This window comes from Lysobacter soyae (assembly GCF_019551435.1).
GTDB classification, from domain to species: domain Bacteria; phylum Pseudomonadota; class Gammaproteobacteria; order Xanthomonadales; family Xanthomonadaceae; genus Solilutibacter; species Solilutibacter soyae.
In genome coordinates this window covers 1,106,991-1,124,076 of record NZ_CP080544.1, presented here as the reverse complement: position 1 = coordinate 1,124,076, position 17,086 = coordinate 1,106,991, and the positions used below count along the sequence as shown (strand labels likewise).

Here is a 17,086-nt window from a genome sequence, read left to right as displayed (position 1 = left end):
GCGCGCTCAGCGGAGGTTTTGCATGAGTTGTTCGGCAGCGAGACGAGTCTCCGGCAGCAGCGTTCCTGCGAGCAATTCTTCGAGAATTTCACGTGCGGTGGATTTGTCACCGACGACGATGCACGCCCGCGCCTTGGCAATTTTCGACAACGCATCGTGGTCGCTGTCAGCCTTCTCGCTTTCATCAGCCGACACGACGTCATCGACGGGCGTACCGGTATCTTGCGCCGACGGAACTGATGCATCTCGGGGCATTTCTGCGGCAAACGACGGTGCAGTGCGTGCGCCCTCACCTTCTTGCAACCAGCGCGGTGTCGCCGACTGCGCGGTCTTGGGCGCCTTGCGGCGCAGGAAGAACCAAGCCAATCCGGCCAACGCCAGCGCGCCCAACAAGCCCAAAGTGAGACCCATCCAAGGGAACGCAGCGCTCGACGACGCGTCGTTGCGCGGGGATGCCTGCCGGGTTTCGAGATTCTTCTCGGCGCTTGCCAACTGCGTGTCTTTGATGGCAATCAACTGTGCCTGCTTGTTCTTGAGCTGCTCAAGCTCGGCGACACGCGATTTCAGTTCATTGATTTCGGCGTCTTTGCTGGCAATGGATTCGTTGGCTTGTTGGAGTTGTTGTTGAAGCATGTCGCCATCCCCTTGGGTACCACCGCCGCTACGCGTGGTGGGTGCATCGTTGTTGGCTGTGGGTGCCACGATCTTGAGCCTGGCTTCACGGGACGCCTTCGGCGCCGTTGCTGTGCTGGCGCGACTCGCACCCGACACGGTATTCGCCACGGTAGAAGTGTCTTCCGCGCGTGCAGCGCGATTGGTCATTGACGGCGCGGCAGCGGTCACTGCGGCACGCTCTTCGGCGTCCGCCGGCTTCACATCGCGGCTGCCTTCCGGTGTTCGAAGCACCGCGCCGGCCTTGAGCCGATTGATGTTACCGCCGATGAAGGCATCGCGATTGAGTGCCAACAACTGCTGCATGGTGGCCACGGCATCGCCGTTGGAGCCCGCCATTTCACGCGCGATGTCGCCGAGCGTCTCGCCATATCGGATCGGGCCGTAGGTCTTGCCTGATGCGGCAATACCCGAATCGCGGACCACCGAAGGCGTATTGGCGAGATTGCTGTCAGCAACCCGCGTCTCGTCGACGGTCGTTGTGGATGAAGGCGTTGGCGCGATGGCATCGGGCAGGCTTTCCGTCGCGGCCGTATCCATTCGCTCGACGGTATTGGCGGCGGCGACGGTTGGCGCTTCGATAACCGGTGGCGCACCGGCAATCGTATTGGGCGCCGCCATGAGTGCCGAATATTCGCGTACCAGCCGGCCGTCGGACCATTGCACTTCAACGAGGAAATCCAGCTCGGGCAAGGTCACCGGCGTCACACTGGTGACCTTGACGAACGGCTTGCCGTCATCGCCGGTCTCAATCGAGAAATGTAAATCGGAAACCAGTCGATCAGGCAAAGGCAAACCGATGCGGACGAAGGTCTCGGGATCGGCGAGTTTGGCGCTCAGCTCCTGCAGCTCGGCAGGATCATTTGAAATGATCGGAATATGGGCCAGAAACGGCTCGTTGAGACGCGACTTGACCTGGATTTGTCCCAATCCCAATGCCCATGCAGGCACGCTGGCCACCGCGAAAGCCAGTGCAATCACAATGACTTGCAAGAACTTCTTCATGTCAAGCCCCAATATCCTCTTGGCACTGTAGAGGGAATCAAGGCTTGTTTGCAATCAATTCGGCAATCTGGACCGCGTTCAAAGCCGCCCCTTTGCGAATATTGTCCGAGACCACCCACATGTTGATGCCGCGCGGATGCGAGATGTCTTCACGAATCCGTCCGACGAAAACGGCGTCGTTGCCGGAGGCATGGGTGACCGGTGTCGGATATCCACCGGGTTCACGCATGTCCACCAACTCGGCACCCGGCGCTTGATCGATCAGCTGACGCACTTCCGCCGCCGAAATCTTTTCGCGTGTCTCGATGGCAACCGCTTCGGAATGCCCGAAAAACACGGGAACGCGGACCACGGTGGCGTTGATCTGAATGGAAGGATCGCCAAGAATCTTGCGGGTTTCCCATACCAACTTCATTTCTTCAGAGGTATAGCCGTTGTCGAGAAAATCGCCACCATGGGGAATCACGTTGAATGCGATTTGCACGGGATAAACCGAAGGCTCGGCGGCATTGAAATTCAGCAAGTCGGCGGTCTGCTTACCCAACTCTTCCATCGCCCGTTTTCCCGTGCCGGAAACGGATTGGTAAGTGGCAATATTCAGTCGCTCGATGCCGACCTTGCGGTGGATGGGGGCAATGGCAACCATCAACTGCATCGTCGAGCAATTCGGATTGGCGACGATGCCTTTGGGAATGTCATTCAATGCCTCAGGATTCACTTCCGAGACGACCAAGGGCACATCCGGGTCCTGGCGGAAAGCGGAAGAATTGTCGATCACGATGGCCCCGGCCGCCGCAAATTTCGGCGCATAGGCTTTGGACGTTTCGCCGCCTGCAGAGAACAAGGCGATGTCCACGCCGACCGGGTCAAAGCTGGCCAAATCGCGCACGGTCAGTTTTCGATTTCCGTACTCAACTTCACTGCCCGCCGACCGTTCACTGGCCAAGGCCACAACTTCATCGGCCGGGAATTTGCGCTCCGCCAGAATGGAAAGCATCACTTCACCGACCGCGCCCGTGGCGCCCACAACTGCAACTTTCATATCCGTTCTCTGTGCTTTTGTACTGAAACGATCAAAATTCTTCACGACCCGGCGGGATGGCGGGCATATCGTGCACGACTTCACCGCATTGGGCCTGATGGCGCATGGCCTGATCCATTAACACGAGGGCCAACATCGCCTCGCAAATCGGTGCGGCGCGCAAGCCCACACAGGGATCGTGCCGGCCAGTCGTGACCACCTCCACCACTTCTCCGCGCTCATCCAAGCTTTGCACGGGGATACGCAAACTGGAGGTTGGCTTGAACGCGACACCGACGCGAATCATCTGGCCGGTACTGATGCCACCCAGAATTCCGCCGGCGTGATTGGAGAGGAACCCCTCCTGCGTGAGGGCATCCCGATGCTGCGTGCCTGATTGCGCGACACTGTCGAACCCAGCCCCGATCTCGACGCCCTTAGCCGCGTTGATCGACATCATGGCAGCGGCAATTTCCGCATCGAGCTTTCCGTAAACCGGTTCGCCCCATCCGGCAGGGACACCAGTGGCCTCCACCAACAAGCGCGCTCCGCAGGAGTCGCCCGACTTCCGCAATGCATCCAAATAGGCTTCCAATTGCGGCACTTGCGCCGCGTCCGGCCAAAACAATCCGTTGTCTTCGACGTGCGTCCAGTCCAAACGGTCCGCTTTGAACGTGCCGACCTGTGTGACGCAGGCACGAATCTCGATGCCGTGACGATGCCGCAGCCATTTCTTGGCGATGACGCCCGCCGCGACGCGGACCGCGGTTTCACGCGCACTGCTGCGTCCCCCGCCACGCGGATCACGAATGCCGTACTTGCGCAGGTAGGTGTAGTCGGCGTGCCCGGGCCTGAAGCTTTGGGCAATGGTTGCGTAGTCCTTGCTGCGCGCATCGACATTCTTGATCAACAGCGCAATCGGGGTGCCCGTTGTGACGCCTTCGTAGACGCCTGACAGGATCTCAACCTCATCCGGCTCATGGCGCTGCGATACATGACGCGATTTTCCGGTGGCGCGGCGTGCCAGATCTTCGCTGAAGTCAGCGGCCTTCAGAGGGATGTCCGGCGGGCAGCCATCCACCACGCAGCCGATCGCCGGTCCGTGCGACTCGCCGAACGTAGTGACACGCAAGAGCCTGCCGAAGCTATTCAACCGCGTGCGTCCGCCAAACTGCGAATGCGGTCGTGATGCTGCACCAAGTCCTCGCGTTCGATCACGAAAATTCCCATTTGTCCGACTTTGAATTCGACCCAAACCATCGGCACTTCCGGCAACAAAGCCGCCAAAGCATGTTCCGCTTCGCCGACTTCGCAAATCAACAAACCGTCCTCACTCAAATGCGCCGGCGCGTCCCGCATGATTTTCAATGCAAGGTCGAGTCCGTCATCACCGGCGCGCAAACCCATCTCGGGTTCAAAAGCGTATTCCGCGGGAAGCGCATCCGTTTCGTCATTGGTGACGTAGGGCGGGTTCGTCACGATCAAATCGTAGACGCGGCCCGACAATTGCGAGAACAGATCCGACTTCACCAACTCGACGTTTTCGGTCAGAAGTCGCGCCTTGTTTTCCGCCGCCAGTGCCAGCGCGTCATCTGACAAATCGACAGCATCGACTTGCCAGTCAGGCTGGTAATGGGCCATTGCGATCGCAATACAGCCCGATCCGGTGCACAGATCCAAGGCCCGCGATACTTCGCGACCGCCCAACCACGGCTCAAAGCCGGATTCGATCAATTCGGCAATCGGGGAGCGCGGCACCAGCGCCCGCGGATCGGACTTGAACGACAGGCCCGCAAACCATGCCTCGCCGGTGAGGTACGCGGCCGGAATCCGTTCATTGATACGGCGGTTGAACAGCGCCAGGATCTTGGCCTGCTCTTCCGCCGTCACAGCCGCAGCGCCATAGACCGGCGAGAGGTCATGCGGCATGTGCAAGGCGTGAAGCACCAACTGTGTGGCCTCATCCATGGCGTTGTCGAAACTGTGACCAAACGTCAGGCCGGCCTCATTGAAGCGGCTTCCGCCGTAACGGATGTGGTCGATGAGAGTGCGCAGTTCGGGGACGTTGGCGGGAAGCACGGGCGAGGCTCGATGGATGAATCCCACAGTATAGAGGCGACACGTCATGCAGACGGTATCATTGGGGCACTCTTCTGATGCCGATTTTCCATGTTCAATCGTTCGACTTTGTGGATCCTTGTAGTGGCATTCGGCTTGGCCGGCTTGGTCTCCGGATGGCTGTATTTCGAACGGCCCGCCGCAGCCCCACCGAAATTGACCGCGGTCCAGCTCATGGACGCACCGCGTGCGTTACCGGCATTCGAATTGCAACGCGCAGGCGGCCAGCGCTTCACGCCCGCGGATTTGAAGGGGCATTGGACCCTGATTTTTCTTGGCTTCACGCATTGCCCGGACATCTGCCCGACGACGCTCGCCACCATGAAGCCGGTGCAGGCGCACTGGAATCAGACCTATGCCGCCGATCAGCGCCCTCGCTTGGTTTTCGTCAGTGTGGATCCGAACCGCGACACACCCGAAGTTGCGCAGCGTTATGCCAGCGCCTTCAGTGCCGATACGCTCGCCGCGACCACGGATGAGGCGCACCTGCTGGAATTCACCCAGTCGCTGTCGATGGTTTTCATGCGCAACGCACCCGAGGACGCCTCGAAACCCGACCAATACAGCGTGGACCACTCCGCGGCGATGGCGGTGATCAATCCCCGCGGTGAATTGGCAGGATTTCTGAAGGCGCCGTTCGACGCGGCCGCCATCCAACGCGATTTCGATGTCTTGGCAAAGGCACCGACGCCGTGAGCCCGCTGACTTGGTTGACCTACGTACTGCCGCATCGCGCGCTCTCCAGCGCTGCGCGTAGCTTGGCTTACTCCCAACAGCCCCGTGTCAAACAATGGTTGATCGATACGGTTGTACGCAAATTCGGCGTGAATCTCGCCGAAGCAGCCGAACCCGATGCGTCCCGCTACCCGACCTTCAATGCCTTCTTCACGCGTGCGCTAAAAGAAGGCGTGCGCAATCCCCCGACGGATGACCGCATCATGGCGATGCCGGCAGACGGTCGCATCAGTCAATGTGGAACGATTGAGGACGGGCGCATTTTCCAAGCCAAGGGTCAATCGTTCACGACCGCCGAATTGTTGGGTGACGAGAATTTGGGCTCGCTGTTTCATGACGGCCAATTCGCCACGATTTATCTTTCCCCGCGCGATTACCACCGGGTCCATATGCCATGCGACGGCACACTGGTGGAAACCTTGCATGTGCCGGGACGATTGTTTTCCGTCGGTCCGGATGCCGTGCGCAATGTGCCCCGCCTTTTCGCTCGCAACGAGCGCTTGGTGTGCCACTTCGAGACCGAGTTCGGCCCGATGATGATGGTCATGGTCGGTGCATTGCTCGTGTCTGGCGTCGAAACCGTCTGGAGCGGCATTGAAATCCCCGCGTATGGCGACCGCATCCAACGCAAGGATTGGCGCGGCAAGGGCATCTCATTGAAACGATTCGAAGAGATGGCCCGATTCAATTACGGCTCAACCGTGATTGTTTTGATTCCGGCAAACGTCGGAAACTGGGCATCGGGCCTCACAGCGGAAACGCCCGTGAAATTGGGCGATCCGATGTTCGAATACAAGCGTTGAGTAACCTCAACGCTTGCAGTTGGCCAAGCTCAAGACCTGACCGGGCCGGATGTTATACCGCGGCGCTTTCAGTGCGTTGCCACTGATCAGCCCACCGACATTGCATTGGTAATCGCGCGCAATGCTGTAGAGCGTTTCGCCGTCGCGCACGCGATGCGTGGACGGTACCGAATTGGTGACCGCCGCGGATTTGGCGGGGGTTATCAAGGCCCGTGATTTGGCTGTCGCCGGCTTTTGCACGACCATGGCCGGATCGTTGTTAGACGTCGCGTCATCACCCGGACGATTGCTGGCGACGACATCCGAGTTGTCTGCCGACGCGTCCGTGCGATTGACCAACGCCCCCACCCGCACGATGGCGGTCGAGGGATCCGCGCTGATCACTTGCCGCGCGATGTCGGCACGCTTGCCGTTGACGCAATTCCAACTGTAGGCACGCGACATCGTTGAGTTGACCGTCAGCGTGGTTCCCGCTGGCAGCCATTGATTCGCATCCAAGCGCGGATTCATGTTGCGCAACGCGCGCTGGAAACCGTCGGTGCCGCGCTGATTGCCCATGCAAATCGTCATCTCATTCAAGGTGGTGGGCTTCTGCAGTCGCAGCGACACCTGCTTGTTGGAAATGCGCGGGAACCGCAGACCGTAGTCGCGTGCATGCAAGTACAGCCAAGCAGCGGCAATCACCATCGGCACGTAATCGCGTGTTTCCGCAGGAAATTGGTTGTAAACGGTCGAATCCCAGAAATTCTTGCTGCCCGTCGCGTTGAAGATGCGCAGCGCACGACCTTCACCGCCGTTATAGGCAGCCAACGCCATTTCGATGCTGCCATTCAATTCGGCAAAACGCTCCACGATATAGCTGGCGGCCGCTTCAGCCGACATGGCCGGGTCGTAACGGGTGTCGAATCCGGTCCCATCGTTCCCCAATCCGAATCTGCGTCCGGTGGCGGGCATGAATTGCAGAGGTCCGACCGCACCGACACGCGACCCGACATGGACTTTTCCGTTCGATTCCTTGGCAACGATGCCGAACAGCAAGGCCTCTGACAGGCCGTACTTGTGAAACGCCGGCGCCATTTGCGGTTTCAGGTACTGGAAATTCTCATAGCTGGTCATCAAGGACGGACGCATGTCCGTCAACCAGCGGCGGATGCCGGCCTGAACCGCCGGATTCATTTGCACGCGCGCCAGGAAATTGCGACTGCGATCATCCAACAGTGCATCGGCGTTCGCACCGTCCGGCACGTTGAGCCCGGTCACATTGATCCGGTCTTCCGCATCGATGTCATCCAAGTCCGCATCATCCAACGAATCTTCGATCGCGAGTGAACGCTTGTAGATTTCGAGCAACGGGACGATTTGGCAACCCTTCAATTTCCCGCATTGCTGGAGTGCGTCATCCATCTGTGAGATGGCGCGATCACGCTCATCGGCCGATTTGGCCGCCTTTGCCACATTTTCCAAACGCGTCATTTCTGCGCGCAATGCGGTTTCCTTGCTGTTCCGGGCGGCCGCGGAAGGCGACACCAGCATTGCCATTACCAGCGGCGACGCCGCCAACACACACTTTTTTGCAATCCGCACTTGTCCGATCCAGTCACTTGAAGCTGAAACCCGAGCCTAGTCTTTCCGGCGCGCAAGGGCAAGGTTGACACGCCCGTTCATTTGACACGAGTACCGCTAGAATGAATTTTTTCATTCGCGGAATTTCCATGGATCCCATTCTTGTCGGCAAGGGTGTCAGCAGTCCTGATAGCGGTGATGTCCATTTGCTTCCGAAATACGGCAATCGCCACGGCTTGGTGGCGGGCGCCACGGGCACCGGCAAAACCGTCACGCTGATGACGTTGGCGGAAGGTTTTTCCAAGATCGGTGTTCCGGTGTTCCTTGCCGACGTCAAAGGCGACGTCGCCGGCCTCGCCATGGCCGGGACACCCAATGAAAAAATCGATGCCCGCATCAAAGAACTCGGTGTGACAGGTTTCAGTCATGCGCCGAACCCGGTGGTGTTTTGGGATCTATGGGGTCAAAAGGGACATCCCGTCCGTACCACGGTCAGCGAAATGGGACCGCTTCTGCTCTCGCGCGTGCTTGAGTTGAATGACACCCAGAGCGGCGTGCTAGATATCGTTTTCAAACTCGCCGATGATCGCGGCCTGTTGTTGCTGGATTTGAAAGACCTGAGGGCGCTGCTCGGACTGATTGCCGACGAACGCAAGGATATTTCGACCAGTTACGGCTTGGTGAGCACACAATCCATCGGTGCGATCCAGCGTGCACTGCTGCAAATCGAGCAACAAGGCGGCGACGCGTTCTTCGGTGAACCCGCGCTCGACCTCAATGATTTGATGCGCACCACAACAGACGGCAAGGGTGTGCTTAACATCCTCGCGGCCGATCAACTCATCCTGAAACCGCGTCTTTATTCGAGCTTCCTGCTCTGGTTGCTGAGCGAGTTGTTCGAGCGATTGCCGGAAGTCGGTGACTTGGACAAGCCGAAACTGGTCTTTGTTTTTGACGAAGCCCATTTGCTGTTCGACGATGCCCCGCCCGCCCTGCAACAGCGCGTCGAGCAAGTCGTGCGCATCATCCGCTCGAAAGGTGTGGGCGTGTATTTCTGCTCGCAGTTTCCGGACGATGTGCCGGACGCCATCTTGGGCCAGCTTGGCAATCGTTTCCAACACGCCTTGCGCGCATTCACGCCACGTGACCAGAAAGCCGTTCGCACAGCGGCGGAAACCTTTGTCCCCAACCCCGCCATTGCCGATTTGCCGCAAACCATTTCGAGTCTCGGCGTAGGCGAAGCGTTGGTTTCCACGCTGCAAGACAAGGGTATCCCCATGCCGGTCGAGAAGACCTTGGTTGTTCCGCCGGGCTGCAGGCTCGGCGCGATCACGGATGCCGAAAGAACCCAAGTGCGCGCTACCAGCCCCGTCGGTGGCAAATATGACCAAGCCGTGGACCGCGAATCCGCCGCAGAAATGTTAGCGAAGAAAGCGGATGCGGCCACGGTTGCCGCCGACGCGCCGCCGGCGAAAACAGCGGATCAATCCGCTGAAGAAGACAGCGGCATCGGCCAAACGGTCAAGGACGCATTGTTTGGAACGAAGCGCCGTCAAGGCATGATCGAGACCATGGCCAAGCAGACGGCACGCACAGTGGGCTCCCAGGTGGGCCGGCAAATTCTTCGCGGCGTTTTGGGCGGCATTTTCGGCGGGCGTCGCTGAGGCAAGCCGCAACAGACATGGGACGTTGGCGCCCTCCATCCCCGACCAGCACCGCGCTGATCACGCCCGACGGGCATGCGCTCTTGAAAGCGGAGCTCGATGACCTGTGGCGCGTGCGCCGTCCGGAAGTTGTACGTGCTTTATCGGCGGCGGCCGCGGAAGGGGACCGCTCGGAGAACGCGGAGTACATCTATCGAAAGAAGCAATTGGCGGAGATTGACCGTCGCGTCCGCTATCTGAGCAAACGCATCCCGGCGCTGCGGGTCGCAGGTGACACCCCTACAGATCCGGAGTGCATTTTTTTCGGCGCCGTGGTCCAGCTGGAAGACTTGGACAGCGGCGATTGCACGACCTATCGAATCGTCGGTCCGGATGAAACCGATGCCGCGAAAGGCATGATCAGTATCGACTCGCCGATGGCCCGTGCCTTGCTCAAACGGCGTGTCGACGACGAATTCGAAGTCGAGCTTCCGGCAGGCAAACGCAGCTTCATTGTTGCGGGAGTGCGTTATCCCGCTTAATCGTCAAAGGGCACTTCGCCGTACAAATCGTGCTCGTCACTGCCCATGATGTCGACATCGACGAAATCGCCGGGCTTCAAACCGGCCTCGAAACCGTTTTGAATCTGTACCAAGCCGTCGATTTCCGGCGCGTCGGCCTTGGATCGTGCGATGGCCAATTCACCGTCAATCTCATCGACGATGCAAGATTGACGTGTCCCCACTTTCGCCGCCAGCTTGGCCTCTGATATCTCGGCCTGCAAGGCCATGAATCGCGCCAGACGCGACGCTTGCTCTTCCGCCGGGACATGACCCTCAATCGCATTCGCGGCTGCGCCTTCCACCGGCGAATAAGTGAAAGCACCGACGCGGTCAAGCTGGGCGTCTTCGATGAAATCCAACAGCATTTGGAAATCGGCCTCCGTTTCACCCGGGAATCCGACGATAAACGTGCTGCGAATCGTGAGATCCGGACAAACCTTGCGCCAGTTGTGGACACGTTGAAGGGTCTTGTCGATAGCGCCAGGGCGTTTCATCGCCTTCAACACCTTCGGGCTGGCATGTTGGAACGGAATATCGAGATACGGCAGGATTTTCCCGTCAGCCATCAAAGGAATGATGTCGTCCACATGGGGGTACGGATACACGTAATGCAGGCGCGTCCAGATCCCGAGTTCGGACAATCCTTCGCACAAAGATTTCATGCGCGTTTCATAGATTTTTTCATGCCACGTGCGCGGTGCATAACGCACATCGACGCCATAGGCACTGGTGTCCTGTGACACCACCAACAACTCTTTTACGCCGCCGGCGGCCAGCTTTTCGGCTTCACGCAAGACCTCATCCACGGGACGCGAAACCAAATCGCCGCGCATGGAGGGAATGATGCAGAAGGTGCAGCGATGGTTGCAGCCTTCCGAAATTTTCAGGTAGGCATAGTGCTTGGGCGTCAGTTTGATGCCGTAGTCCGGGATCAAGTCGATGAACGGATCATGCGCCGGCGGCAGCGCCGAATGCACGGCATCCATCACGCTCACGTAGTCTTGCGGGCCGCTGATCGACAACACGCCCGGATGTGCCTCGCGAATGATGTCTGCACGTTTACCCAAGCAACCGGTGACGATGACCTTACCGTTTTCCGCCATGGCTTCGCCGATCGCGTCCAAGGATTCGGCCACCGCTGAATCGATGAATCCGCAGGTGTTCACCACCACCACATCCGCGTCGTCGTAGTTCGGTGCGACGGCATAACCCTCGACTTTCAGTTGCGTCAGGATGCGTTCTGAGTCGACGAGCGCCTTCGGGCAGCCGAGACTGACGAAACCGACTTTGGGTGCTGCGATGGTCATGTGCCGTGGTTCTGATCAAGGGACCGGTCTATTCTAAGGCTGATCCCCCCGGACCGTTCCCATGGAAACCGTCTCTCTTCACGTCGCGAACTGCCCCGACGTCAAAGCCTATCTCGCTGAACCTGAAACGCCTGCAAGCGCCGGCATTGTGGTCATTCAGGAAATTTTCGGCGCCAACGCGCATATCCGTGATGTGACCCGACACTTCGCGCAAGAAGGCTATTTGGCGATCGCACCCGCGTTTTTCGATATTGAATCGCCGGACGTCGAACTCGACTACGACGCTGACGGCATGAATCGCGGCCGGGCGCTTGCGGCGGCCGTCGGTTTCGATCGCGCGCTCGATGTCGTTCGCTCGGCATGTGATGTCCTGAAGGCACGCGGCGCCGGCGTTGTTGGCGTGGTCGGATTCTGCTGGGGTGGCAGCGTGGCGTTCCTGTGCAACACGCGGCTGGGCTTGCCCGCAGTCAGTTACTACGGCGCGAAATCCCTGCCCTTCCTCAACGAAACCGCGAGGGCGCCATTGATGTTCCACTTCGGCGCGGAGGATGCCTCCATACCGCCGGAGGCCATTGAAAAGACGCGCGCGGCACAACCGGCCGCCGAATTGTTCGTCTACAAAGGTGCCGGGCACGCGTTCAATCGTGACGTGGACAATAGTCACTACCACGCCGAAGCCGCTTACCTGGCGGATGAACGAAGCTTGCGGTTTTTCAAGGAGTCCTTGCGTTGAGCTCATCCGAATGGCGACTCGACCCGCGCCTCGCCGCAGATACATTGGCACTCGGGCGCTGGCCCTTGTGCCACGTGCTTCTGATGGATGACACGCACTACCCTTGGCTGGTTCTTGTGCCCGAAGTCGTTGGCGTCACCGAGATCATTGACCTGGCGGCGGCGCAACGTGCGCAACTCGCCGTCGAAACAGACGCTGCCGCAAAGGCACTGCGCGAGGTGTTCTCACCCGACAAACTCAATGTCGCCGCCTTGGGTAATGTGGTCAGCCAATTGCACGTGCATGTCGTCGCGCGCTTCAAAGCCGATGCCGCGTGGCCCGCACCGGTTTGGGGCGCGGTGCCCGTCGAAAAAAGGCCCCACGCACAATCACTCGCACTTCGCGCCCAATTGCGCGAGGCACTCAGTCATGTATTACCCATGGAACCGGTCTTATGAAGAAAATCGCCCTGCTCGCGCTCTTGTTAGCCAGCCAAATGGCCAGCGCGGGCATTTTCAGCAAGAGTCCCGCCAAATCGGCGGAAGAAGCCGCGGCAGCAGCAATGCCGGCGGTGACGATCTTCGTCGACGCGACTTGGGGTTTCCGGAAACAGGGCGCGGCCAACGGATTGAGCGAGGCGCACGCCGCGTTCTATGCACGCGGCTACCACGTGGTGAGCGTCGAGCCCTATATCGAAAACGCCGATCTCGTAGGCTTTTTTGTCACCTATGAGCGCAATCGTTGATGCCCGATGGACTTCAGGTTTTCGGCAAGGTGACGCCGGTTTGACCTTGGTATTTGCCGCCCCGGTCGCGATATGAGGTATCGCACACCTCGTCGGATTGGAAGAACAGCATTTGCGCCACGCCCTCATTGGCGTAAATGCGCGCAGGCAAAGGCGTCGTGTTGCTGAATTCCAAGGTGACATGACCTTCCCACTCGGGCTCGAGCGGCGTCACATTGACGATGATGCCGCAACGGGCATAGGTGCTTTTACCCAAGCAGACCACCAGAACATCTCGTGGAATCTTGAAGTACTCAACCGTTCGCGCCAACGCAAACGAGTTGGGCGGAATGATGCAAACGTCGGACTCGATGTCCACAAAGCTGCCACTGTCGAACACCTTGGGATCCACGATGGTGGAGTTGATGTTGGTGAACACTTTGAATTCGCGGGAGCAACGCACGTCATAGCCGTAGCTCGAGGTCCCGTAACTGACGATTCGACCGCCTTCTTGATTCACCTTGACCTGACCCGGTTCGAACGGCGAAATCATGTCGTGCTGTTCCGACATGCGGCGGATCCATTTATCGCTCTTGATACTCATCAAAGTCCTTGGTGGTTGATCGGTGTGCTCAAACGAGCGAAGCGGCAATACTGCCTTGTGTGCGTGGGCGCCTTTCAAGCGCTTCGATGGTGCGTTCGGCAATGGCAACATACGCGGCGGCCAAGGCGGAATCCGGTTCGGCAATGGTCACCGGGACGCCAGCATCCCCTTGGGTCCGGATACGGATATCGAGCGGCAGACTGCCCAACATCGGTACGTCATAGCGTTCCGCCATGCTTTGACCGCCACCGCTGCCGAATACCGGTTCTTCGTGCCCGCATGCGCTGCAAATATGCGTCGCCATGTTTTCTACGACCCCCAGAACGGGCACGCCGACCTTCTCGAACATACGCAAAGCTTTGCGCGCATCCAATGTGGCGATGTCTTGGGGCGTCGTGACGATAATCGCGCCCGCGACCGGTATTTTTTGCGCCAGCGTCAATTGGATATCGCCCGTGCCCGGCGGTAGATCCACCACCAAGACATCGAGATCATCCCAACGGGTGTCATTGAACAATTGGGTGAGCGCCGAGGTCGCCATGGGGCCCCGCCAAATGGCCGGCGCGTCCTCCGAGTCGAGCAGCGAACCGATCGACATCGCCTGCAGCCCATGCGCTTGCAAAGGGGCAAAGGATTTGCCGTCCGGTGTCGTCGGTTTTCCGTGCAGGCCGAGCATCGCCGGAATAGACGGGCCATAGACATCCGCGTCCAAAATGCCCACCCGATAGCCCAATTTTTGCAGCGCAGCGGCGAAGTTCACGGCGGTTGTCGATTTCCCGACCCCGCCCTTGCCCGAGCCGACCACGATGACATTGCGCACCCCCGCATGCGGGTGGAGGGCACCCTGCACGGCGTGCGCCTGCAGTCTTTTCGGCAATGAAGTATTCATGACGCCATTTTAAGGCTTAACGTTCGGCATCGGCGAACATACGCCAGCTGAATGTTGCGTTGCGACTTTGCATGTTTGACCGGACATGCGATATACGTGTTGGTACGGCGACTGGCGCCGCATCACGAATACAGGGACCCATCCAAATGCGCACAATTTTCAAGACTGCGATTCTCATGTTGGCTTTGTCGCCGCTTGCCGCCATGGCCGATACCGCTTCGCCGATCGGCAAGTGGACAACGCTCGACGATGAATCCGGCAAACCCATGACCGTGGTTGAGGTGTACAAGGCCGCAAACGGCACGCTCGCCGCCAAGATCGTCGAAAACATTGCGGCGCCTGCCACTTGCACCACCTGCAAGGGCAAGGACAAGGGTCGCCCGATCGAGGGTGTCGTCGTTCTGTGGAATTTGAAGGCTCAGAAAGATGGCAGCTACGGCGACGGCAACGGCTTCAAGCCCTCCTCCGGCGATAGCTTCCGTGCGAAATCCATCAAAGTCACGGACGGCGGCAAGAAGCTCGCTGTGACCGGCTGCAAGGCGATTTTTTGCCGCACGGCCACCTGGGTCAAGCACCACTGATCCACGGTACAGACCGGGATTGGAAAAGGGCCCCATTGCGGGCCCTTTTTTTTGCCATGCGATAATCCGTTTTTTGCTCGATTCCGCCGCATATGCCTTCGAAACAACTCGTCACCTGTGCGCTGCCCTATGCCAACGGCCCGCTCCATCTGGGCCATTTGGTGGGCTACATCCAAGCCGACATCTGGGTGCGCGCCCAACGCATGGCCGGCAACGAAACGCATTTTGTTTGCGCTGACGATACCCACGGCACGCCGATAATGCTCGCCGCCGAGAAAGCGGGCGTCGCACCTGAGCAGTTCATTGCCGACATCCAAGCCGGACACGAAACCGATTTCGAGGATTTCAGTGTCGCGTTCGATCATTACGACTCGACGAATTCACCGCGCAACCGCGCGCTGGTGGAACGCATTTATTCGGTATTGAAAGAGAAAGGCCATATCGCATCGCGCACGATTTCGCAGTTGTACGATCCCGAGCGCGGCATGTTCCTGCCCGATCGCTACGTCAAAGGAACCTGCCCGAAATGCGGCACCGCCGATCAATACGGCGACAACTGTGAGAACTGTGGTGCGACCTATGCGCCCACCGATTTGATCGACCCGAGGTCTGTGCTGTCAGGCGCGACGCCCGTAATGAAGGACAGCGAACACTATTTCTTCGAGCTGGGACACTTCGATACCTTCTTGCGTCACTGGATGGCAGGAGATGTGGCTGTCGGCCCGGTCAAAGCCAAACTGCAAGAGTGGCTCAATATGGACGGCGGGTTGCGCGCATGGGACATTTCGCGAGATGCCCCCTACTTCGGCTTCGGCATTCCGGGCGCACCCGGCAAGTACTTCTATGTCTGGCTGGACGCGCCGATCGGTTATCTCTCGAGCTTCCAGGCATTGTGCGAAAAGCGCGGCATCGATTTCGATGCATGGATCGCGCCCGAGTCCGAACACGAACTGCATCACTTCATCGGCAAGGACATCGTCAATTTCCACGGCTTGTTTTGGCCGTCTGTGTTGGAAGGCGCCGGACTGAAAACCCCCGACCGCTTGCACGTCAACGGCTATCTGACCGTCGATGGCGCGAAAATGTCAAAGTCGCGCGGCACCTTCATCAAAGCACGCACGTTTTTGGACCATGGGCTGGCGCCCGAAGCCCTGCGTTATTACTTCGCCAGCAAAACCGCAGGCAGCGTGGATGATCTCGATCTCAATTTGTCGGACTTCACCAGTCGGGTGAACAGCGACATCGTCGGAAAATTTGTCAATCTCGCCAGCCGCTGCGCAGGATTCATCAACAAACGCTTTGAGGGCAATTTGGCACCGGCGCTGGATGACGCAGCCATGTACGCAGGCTTTGTCTCCCGCTTGCCTGCTATTCAATCCGCCTATGCGTCGAACAATGCGGCGGAAGTGCTGCGTGTCGTCATGGCAATGGCCGACGATGCGAACCGCTACATAGATGAGCAAAAACCGTGGGTGATCGCCAAACAAGAAGGCGAAGAAGCGCGCTTGCAGACGGTTTGCACCCAAGGCTTGAATTTGTTCCGCGTGATCGCCTTGGCATTGGCCCCGGTCCTACCCGAGACGGCATTCCGTGTCGGCGAGTTCTTCAACGCCCCGATGAACACCTGGCACGATTGCGATACACCGCTTCTGGCGCATCGAATCCGTGATTACCAACCGCTATTTACCCGCATCGACAGCAAGGAAATTGAAGGCATGATCGACGCCAGCAAGGAAACATTGAATGCACCGGTCGCCGCAGCACCGGCGGCTGTAGCACCTGCCGCCGTTGTCAAACAGTCGGAAGACGTGGCCTATATCGGTATCGACGACTTTGCCAAGCTCGATCTGCGAATTGGCCGGGTCACGCAATGTGCATTCGTTGACGGCTCGGACAAGTTGCTTCGATTCGAATTGGACGCCGGGCCGCTCGGCACACGCCAAATTTTTTCGGGTATTCGCGCGTCTTATCAGACACCCGACGCCCTCGTCGGTCGCAATGTTGTCTTCATCGCGAATTTGGCACCGAGAAAAATGCGTTTCGGTCTCAGCGAGGGCATGATTTTGTCGGCGGGCAACGATGGCGGCGATCTCTTCCTGCTTGACGCGGATAGCGGTGCCGAGCCGGGCATGCCTGTCCGTTAAGC

17 protein-coding genes are annotated in these 17,086 nt (G+C 58.8%); 9 read left to right on the top strand and 8 right to left on the bottom strand.

Going from position 1 to position 17,086, the window contains the following annotated elements:
• Positions 1-6: 6 nt before the first annotated feature.
• From H8L67_RS05410 to prmB, 4 genes are read right to left on the bottom strand one after another with little or no spacing between them, the layout of a single operon-like run.
• A complete protein-coding gene (locus tag H8L67_RS05410; protein WP_220378851.1) occupies positions 7-1,677 on the bottom strand; it encodes a FimV/HubP-related protein in 1,671 nt (556 codons plus the stop codon).
• A 37-nt stretch (positions 1,678-1,714) separates the two neighbouring features.
• Positions 1,715-2,719 carry an aspartate-semialdehyde dehydrogenase gene (locus H8L67_RS05405; RefSeq protein ID WP_220378850.1) on the bottom strand — a complete coding sequence of 335 codons (1,005 nt, stop codon included), beginning with the start codon at positions 2,717-2,719 and terminating at the stop codon, positions 1,715-1,717.
• A gap of 31 nt (positions 2,720-2,750) precedes the next feature.
• Positions 2,751-3,851 carry a chorismate synthase gene (gene aroC, locus H8L67_RS05400; RefSeq protein ID WP_220378849.1) on the bottom strand — a complete coding sequence of 367 codons (1,101 nt, stop codon included), beginning with the start codon at positions 3,849-3,851 and terminating at the stop codon, positions 2,751-2,753.
• The gene (gene prmB, locus H8L67_RS05395) at positions 3,848-4,777 is read right to left on the bottom strand and encodes a 50S ribosomal protein L3 N(5)-glutamine methyltransferase (RefSeq protein ID WP_255555820.1); all 930 of its coding nucleotides are present in this window, start codon (positions 4,775-4,777) and stop codon (positions 3,848-3,850) included. The genes aroC and prmB overlap by 4 nt, the downstream gene beginning before the upstream one ends.
• Positions 4,778-4,867: 90 nt before the next feature.
• Here prmB and H8L67_RS05390 point away from each other — a divergent pair, with 90 nt between their 5' ends.
• Positions 4,868-5,512 carry an SCO family protein gene (locus H8L67_RS05390; protein WP_220378847.1) on the top strand — a complete coding sequence of 215 codons (645 nt, stop codon included), beginning with the start codon at positions 4,868-4,870 and terminating at the stop codon, positions 5,510-5,512.
• On the top strand, positions 5,509-6,354 hold the full coding sequence (asd, locus tag H8L67_RS05385; protein ID WP_220378846.1) for an archaetidylserine decarboxylase: 846 nt from the start codon (positions 5,509-5,511) through the stop codon (positions 6,352-6,354). Before H8L67_RS05390 ends, asd begins: the two co-directional genes overlap by 4 nt.
• A 6-nt stretch (positions 6,355-6,360) precedes the next feature.
• On the opposite strand, the gene H8L67_RS05380 is transcribed toward asd, so the two are convergent.
• Positions 6,361-7,893 (bottom strand): transglycosylase SLT domain-containing protein, encoded by a 1,533-nt coding sequence (locus tag H8L67_RS05380; RefSeq protein WP_220380752.1) that lies wholly within the window; start codon positions 7,891-7,893, stop codon positions 6,361-6,363.
• A gap of 173 nt (positions 7,894-8,066) precedes the next feature.
• Between H8L67_RS05380 and H8L67_RS05375 the strand changes: the two genes are divergently transcribed.
• Both H8L67_RS05375 and greB read left to right on the top strand, forming a co-directional pair.
• On the top strand, positions 8,067-9,581 hold the full coding sequence (locus H8L67_RS05375) for a helicase HerA-like domain-containing protein (RefSeq protein WP_220378845.1): 1,515 nt from the start codon (positions 8,067-8,069) through the stop codon (positions 9,579-9,581).
• A gap of 17 nt (positions 9,582-9,598) precedes the next feature.
• Entirely contained in the window at positions 9,599-10,102 is a 504-nt protein-coding gene (gene greB, locus H8L67_RS05370; RefSeq protein ID WP_220378844.1) for a transcription elongation factor GreB, read from the top strand.
• Here the strand turns inward: greB and rimO are convergent.
• Positions 10,099-11,430, bottom strand: coding sequence for a 30S ribosomal protein S12 methylthiotransferase RimO (gene rimO / locus H8L67_RS05365; RefSeq protein WP_220378843.1), 1,332 nt, complete (start codon positions 11,428-11,430; stop codon positions 10,099-10,101). The genes greB and rimO overlap by 4 nt on opposite strands.
• A gap of 61 nt (positions 11,431-11,491) precedes the next feature.
• Between rimO and H8L67_RS05360 the strand changes: the two genes are divergently transcribed.
• From H8L67_RS05360 to H8L67_RS05350, 3 genes are read left to right on the top strand one after another with little or no spacing between them, the layout of a single operon-like run.
• Positions 11,492-12,163 carry a dienelactone hydrolase family protein gene (locus H8L67_RS05360; RefSeq protein ID WP_220378842.1) on the top strand — a complete coding sequence of 224 codons (672 nt, stop codon included), beginning with the start codon at positions 11,492-11,494 and terminating at the stop codon, positions 12,161-12,163.
• On the top strand, positions 12,160-12,600 hold the full coding sequence (locus H8L67_RS05355) for an HIT domain-containing protein (RefSeq protein WP_220378841.1): 441 nt from the start codon (positions 12,160-12,162) through the stop codon (positions 12,598-12,600). Before H8L67_RS05360 ends, H8L67_RS05355 begins: the two co-directional genes overlap by 4 nt.
• A complete protein-coding gene (locus H8L67_RS05350) occupies positions 12,597-12,887 on the top strand; it encodes a hypothetical protein (RefSeq protein WP_220378840.1) in 291 nt (96 codons plus the stop codon). Before H8L67_RS05355 ends, H8L67_RS05350 begins: the two co-directional genes overlap by 4 nt.
• Before the next feature lie 13 nt (positions 12,888-12,900).
• Here H8L67_RS05350 and dcd read toward each other — a convergent pair whose 3' ends face one another.
• Complete coding sequence (gene dcd, locus H8L67_RS05345; protein ID WP_220378839.1) at positions 12,901-13,470, bottom strand: dCTP deaminase; 570 nt, start codon at positions 13,468-13,470, stop codon at positions 12,901-12,903.
• A 28-nt stretch (positions 13,471-13,498) separates the two neighbouring features.
• The gene (apbC, locus tag H8L67_RS05340; RefSeq protein ID WP_220378838.1) at positions 13,499-14,359 is read right to left on the bottom strand and encodes an iron-sulfur cluster carrier protein ApbC; all 861 of its coding nucleotides are present in this window, start codon (positions 14,357-14,359) and stop codon (positions 13,499-13,501) included.
• 146 nt (positions 14,360-14,505) lie between these two features.
• Between apbC and H8L67_RS05335 the strand changes: the two genes are divergently transcribed.
• Together H8L67_RS05335 and metG are read left to right on the top strand one after the other, a co-directional pair.
• Positions 14,506-14,940 (top strand): DUF2147 domain-containing protein, encoded by a 435-nt coding sequence (locus H8L67_RS05335; protein WP_220378837.1) that lies wholly within the window; start codon positions 14,506-14,508, stop codon positions 14,938-14,940.
• A 92-nt stretch (positions 14,941-15,032) separates the two neighbouring features.
• The gene (gene metG / locus H8L67_RS05330; RefSeq protein WP_220378836.1) at positions 15,033-17,084 is read left to right on the top strand and encodes a methionine--tRNA ligase; all 2,052 of its coding nucleotides are present in this window, start codon (positions 15,033-15,035) and stop codon (positions 17,082-17,084) included.
• Positions 17,085-17,086 lie beyond the last annotated feature (2 nt).

Coding starts and splice junctions, on each gene's coding strand:
- dcd (WP_220378839.1), bottom strand. CDS start 13,470: ATGAGTATCAAGAGCGATAAATGGATCCGCCGCATGTCGGAACAGCAC.
- metG (WP_220378836.1), top strand. CDS start 15,033: ATGCCTTCGAAACAACTCGTCACCTGTGCGCTGCCCTATGCCAACGGC.
- H8L67_RS05405 (WP_220378850.1), bottom strand. CDS start 2,719: ATGAAAGTTGCAGTTGTGGGCGCCACGGGCGCGGTCGGTGAAGTGATG.
- H8L67_RS05360 (WP_220378842.1), top strand. CDS start 11,492: ATGGAAACCGTCTCTCTTCACGTCGCGAACTGCCCCGACGTCAAAGCC.
- greB (WP_220378844.1), top strand. CDS start 9,599: ATGGGACGTTGGCGCCCTCCATCCCCGACCAGCACCGCGCTGATCACG.
- H8L67_RS05390 (WP_220378847.1), top strand. CDS start 4,868: ATGTTCAATCGTTCGACTTTGTGGATCCTTGTAGTGGCATTCGGCTTG.
- rimO (WP_220378843.1), bottom strand. CDS start 11,430: ATGACCATCGCAGCACCCAAAGTCGGTTTCGTCAGTCTCGGCTGCCCG.
- H8L67_RS05350 (WP_220378840.1), top strand. CDS start 12,597: ATGAAGAAAATCGCCCTGCTCGCGCTCTTGTTAGCCAGCCAAATGGCC.
- H8L67_RS05410 (WP_220378851.1), bottom strand. CDS start 1,677: ATGAAGAAGTTCTTGCAAGTCATTGTGATTGCACTGGCTTTCGCGGTG.
- H8L67_RS05380 (WP_220380752.1), bottom strand. CDS start 7,893: ATGGCAATGCTGGTGTCGCCTTCCGCGGCCGCCCGGAACAGCAAGGAA.
- H8L67_RS05335 (WP_220378837.1), top strand. CDS start 14,506: ATGCGCACAATTTTCAAGACTGCGATTCTCATGTTGGCTTTGTCGCCG.
- apbC (WP_220378838.1), bottom strand. CDS start 14,359: ATGAATACTTCATTGCCGAAAAGACTGCAGGCGCACGCCGTGCAGGGT.
- H8L67_RS05375 (WP_220378845.1), top strand. CDS start 8,067: ATGGATCCCATTCTTGTCGGCAAGGGTGTCAGCAGTCCTGATAGCGGT.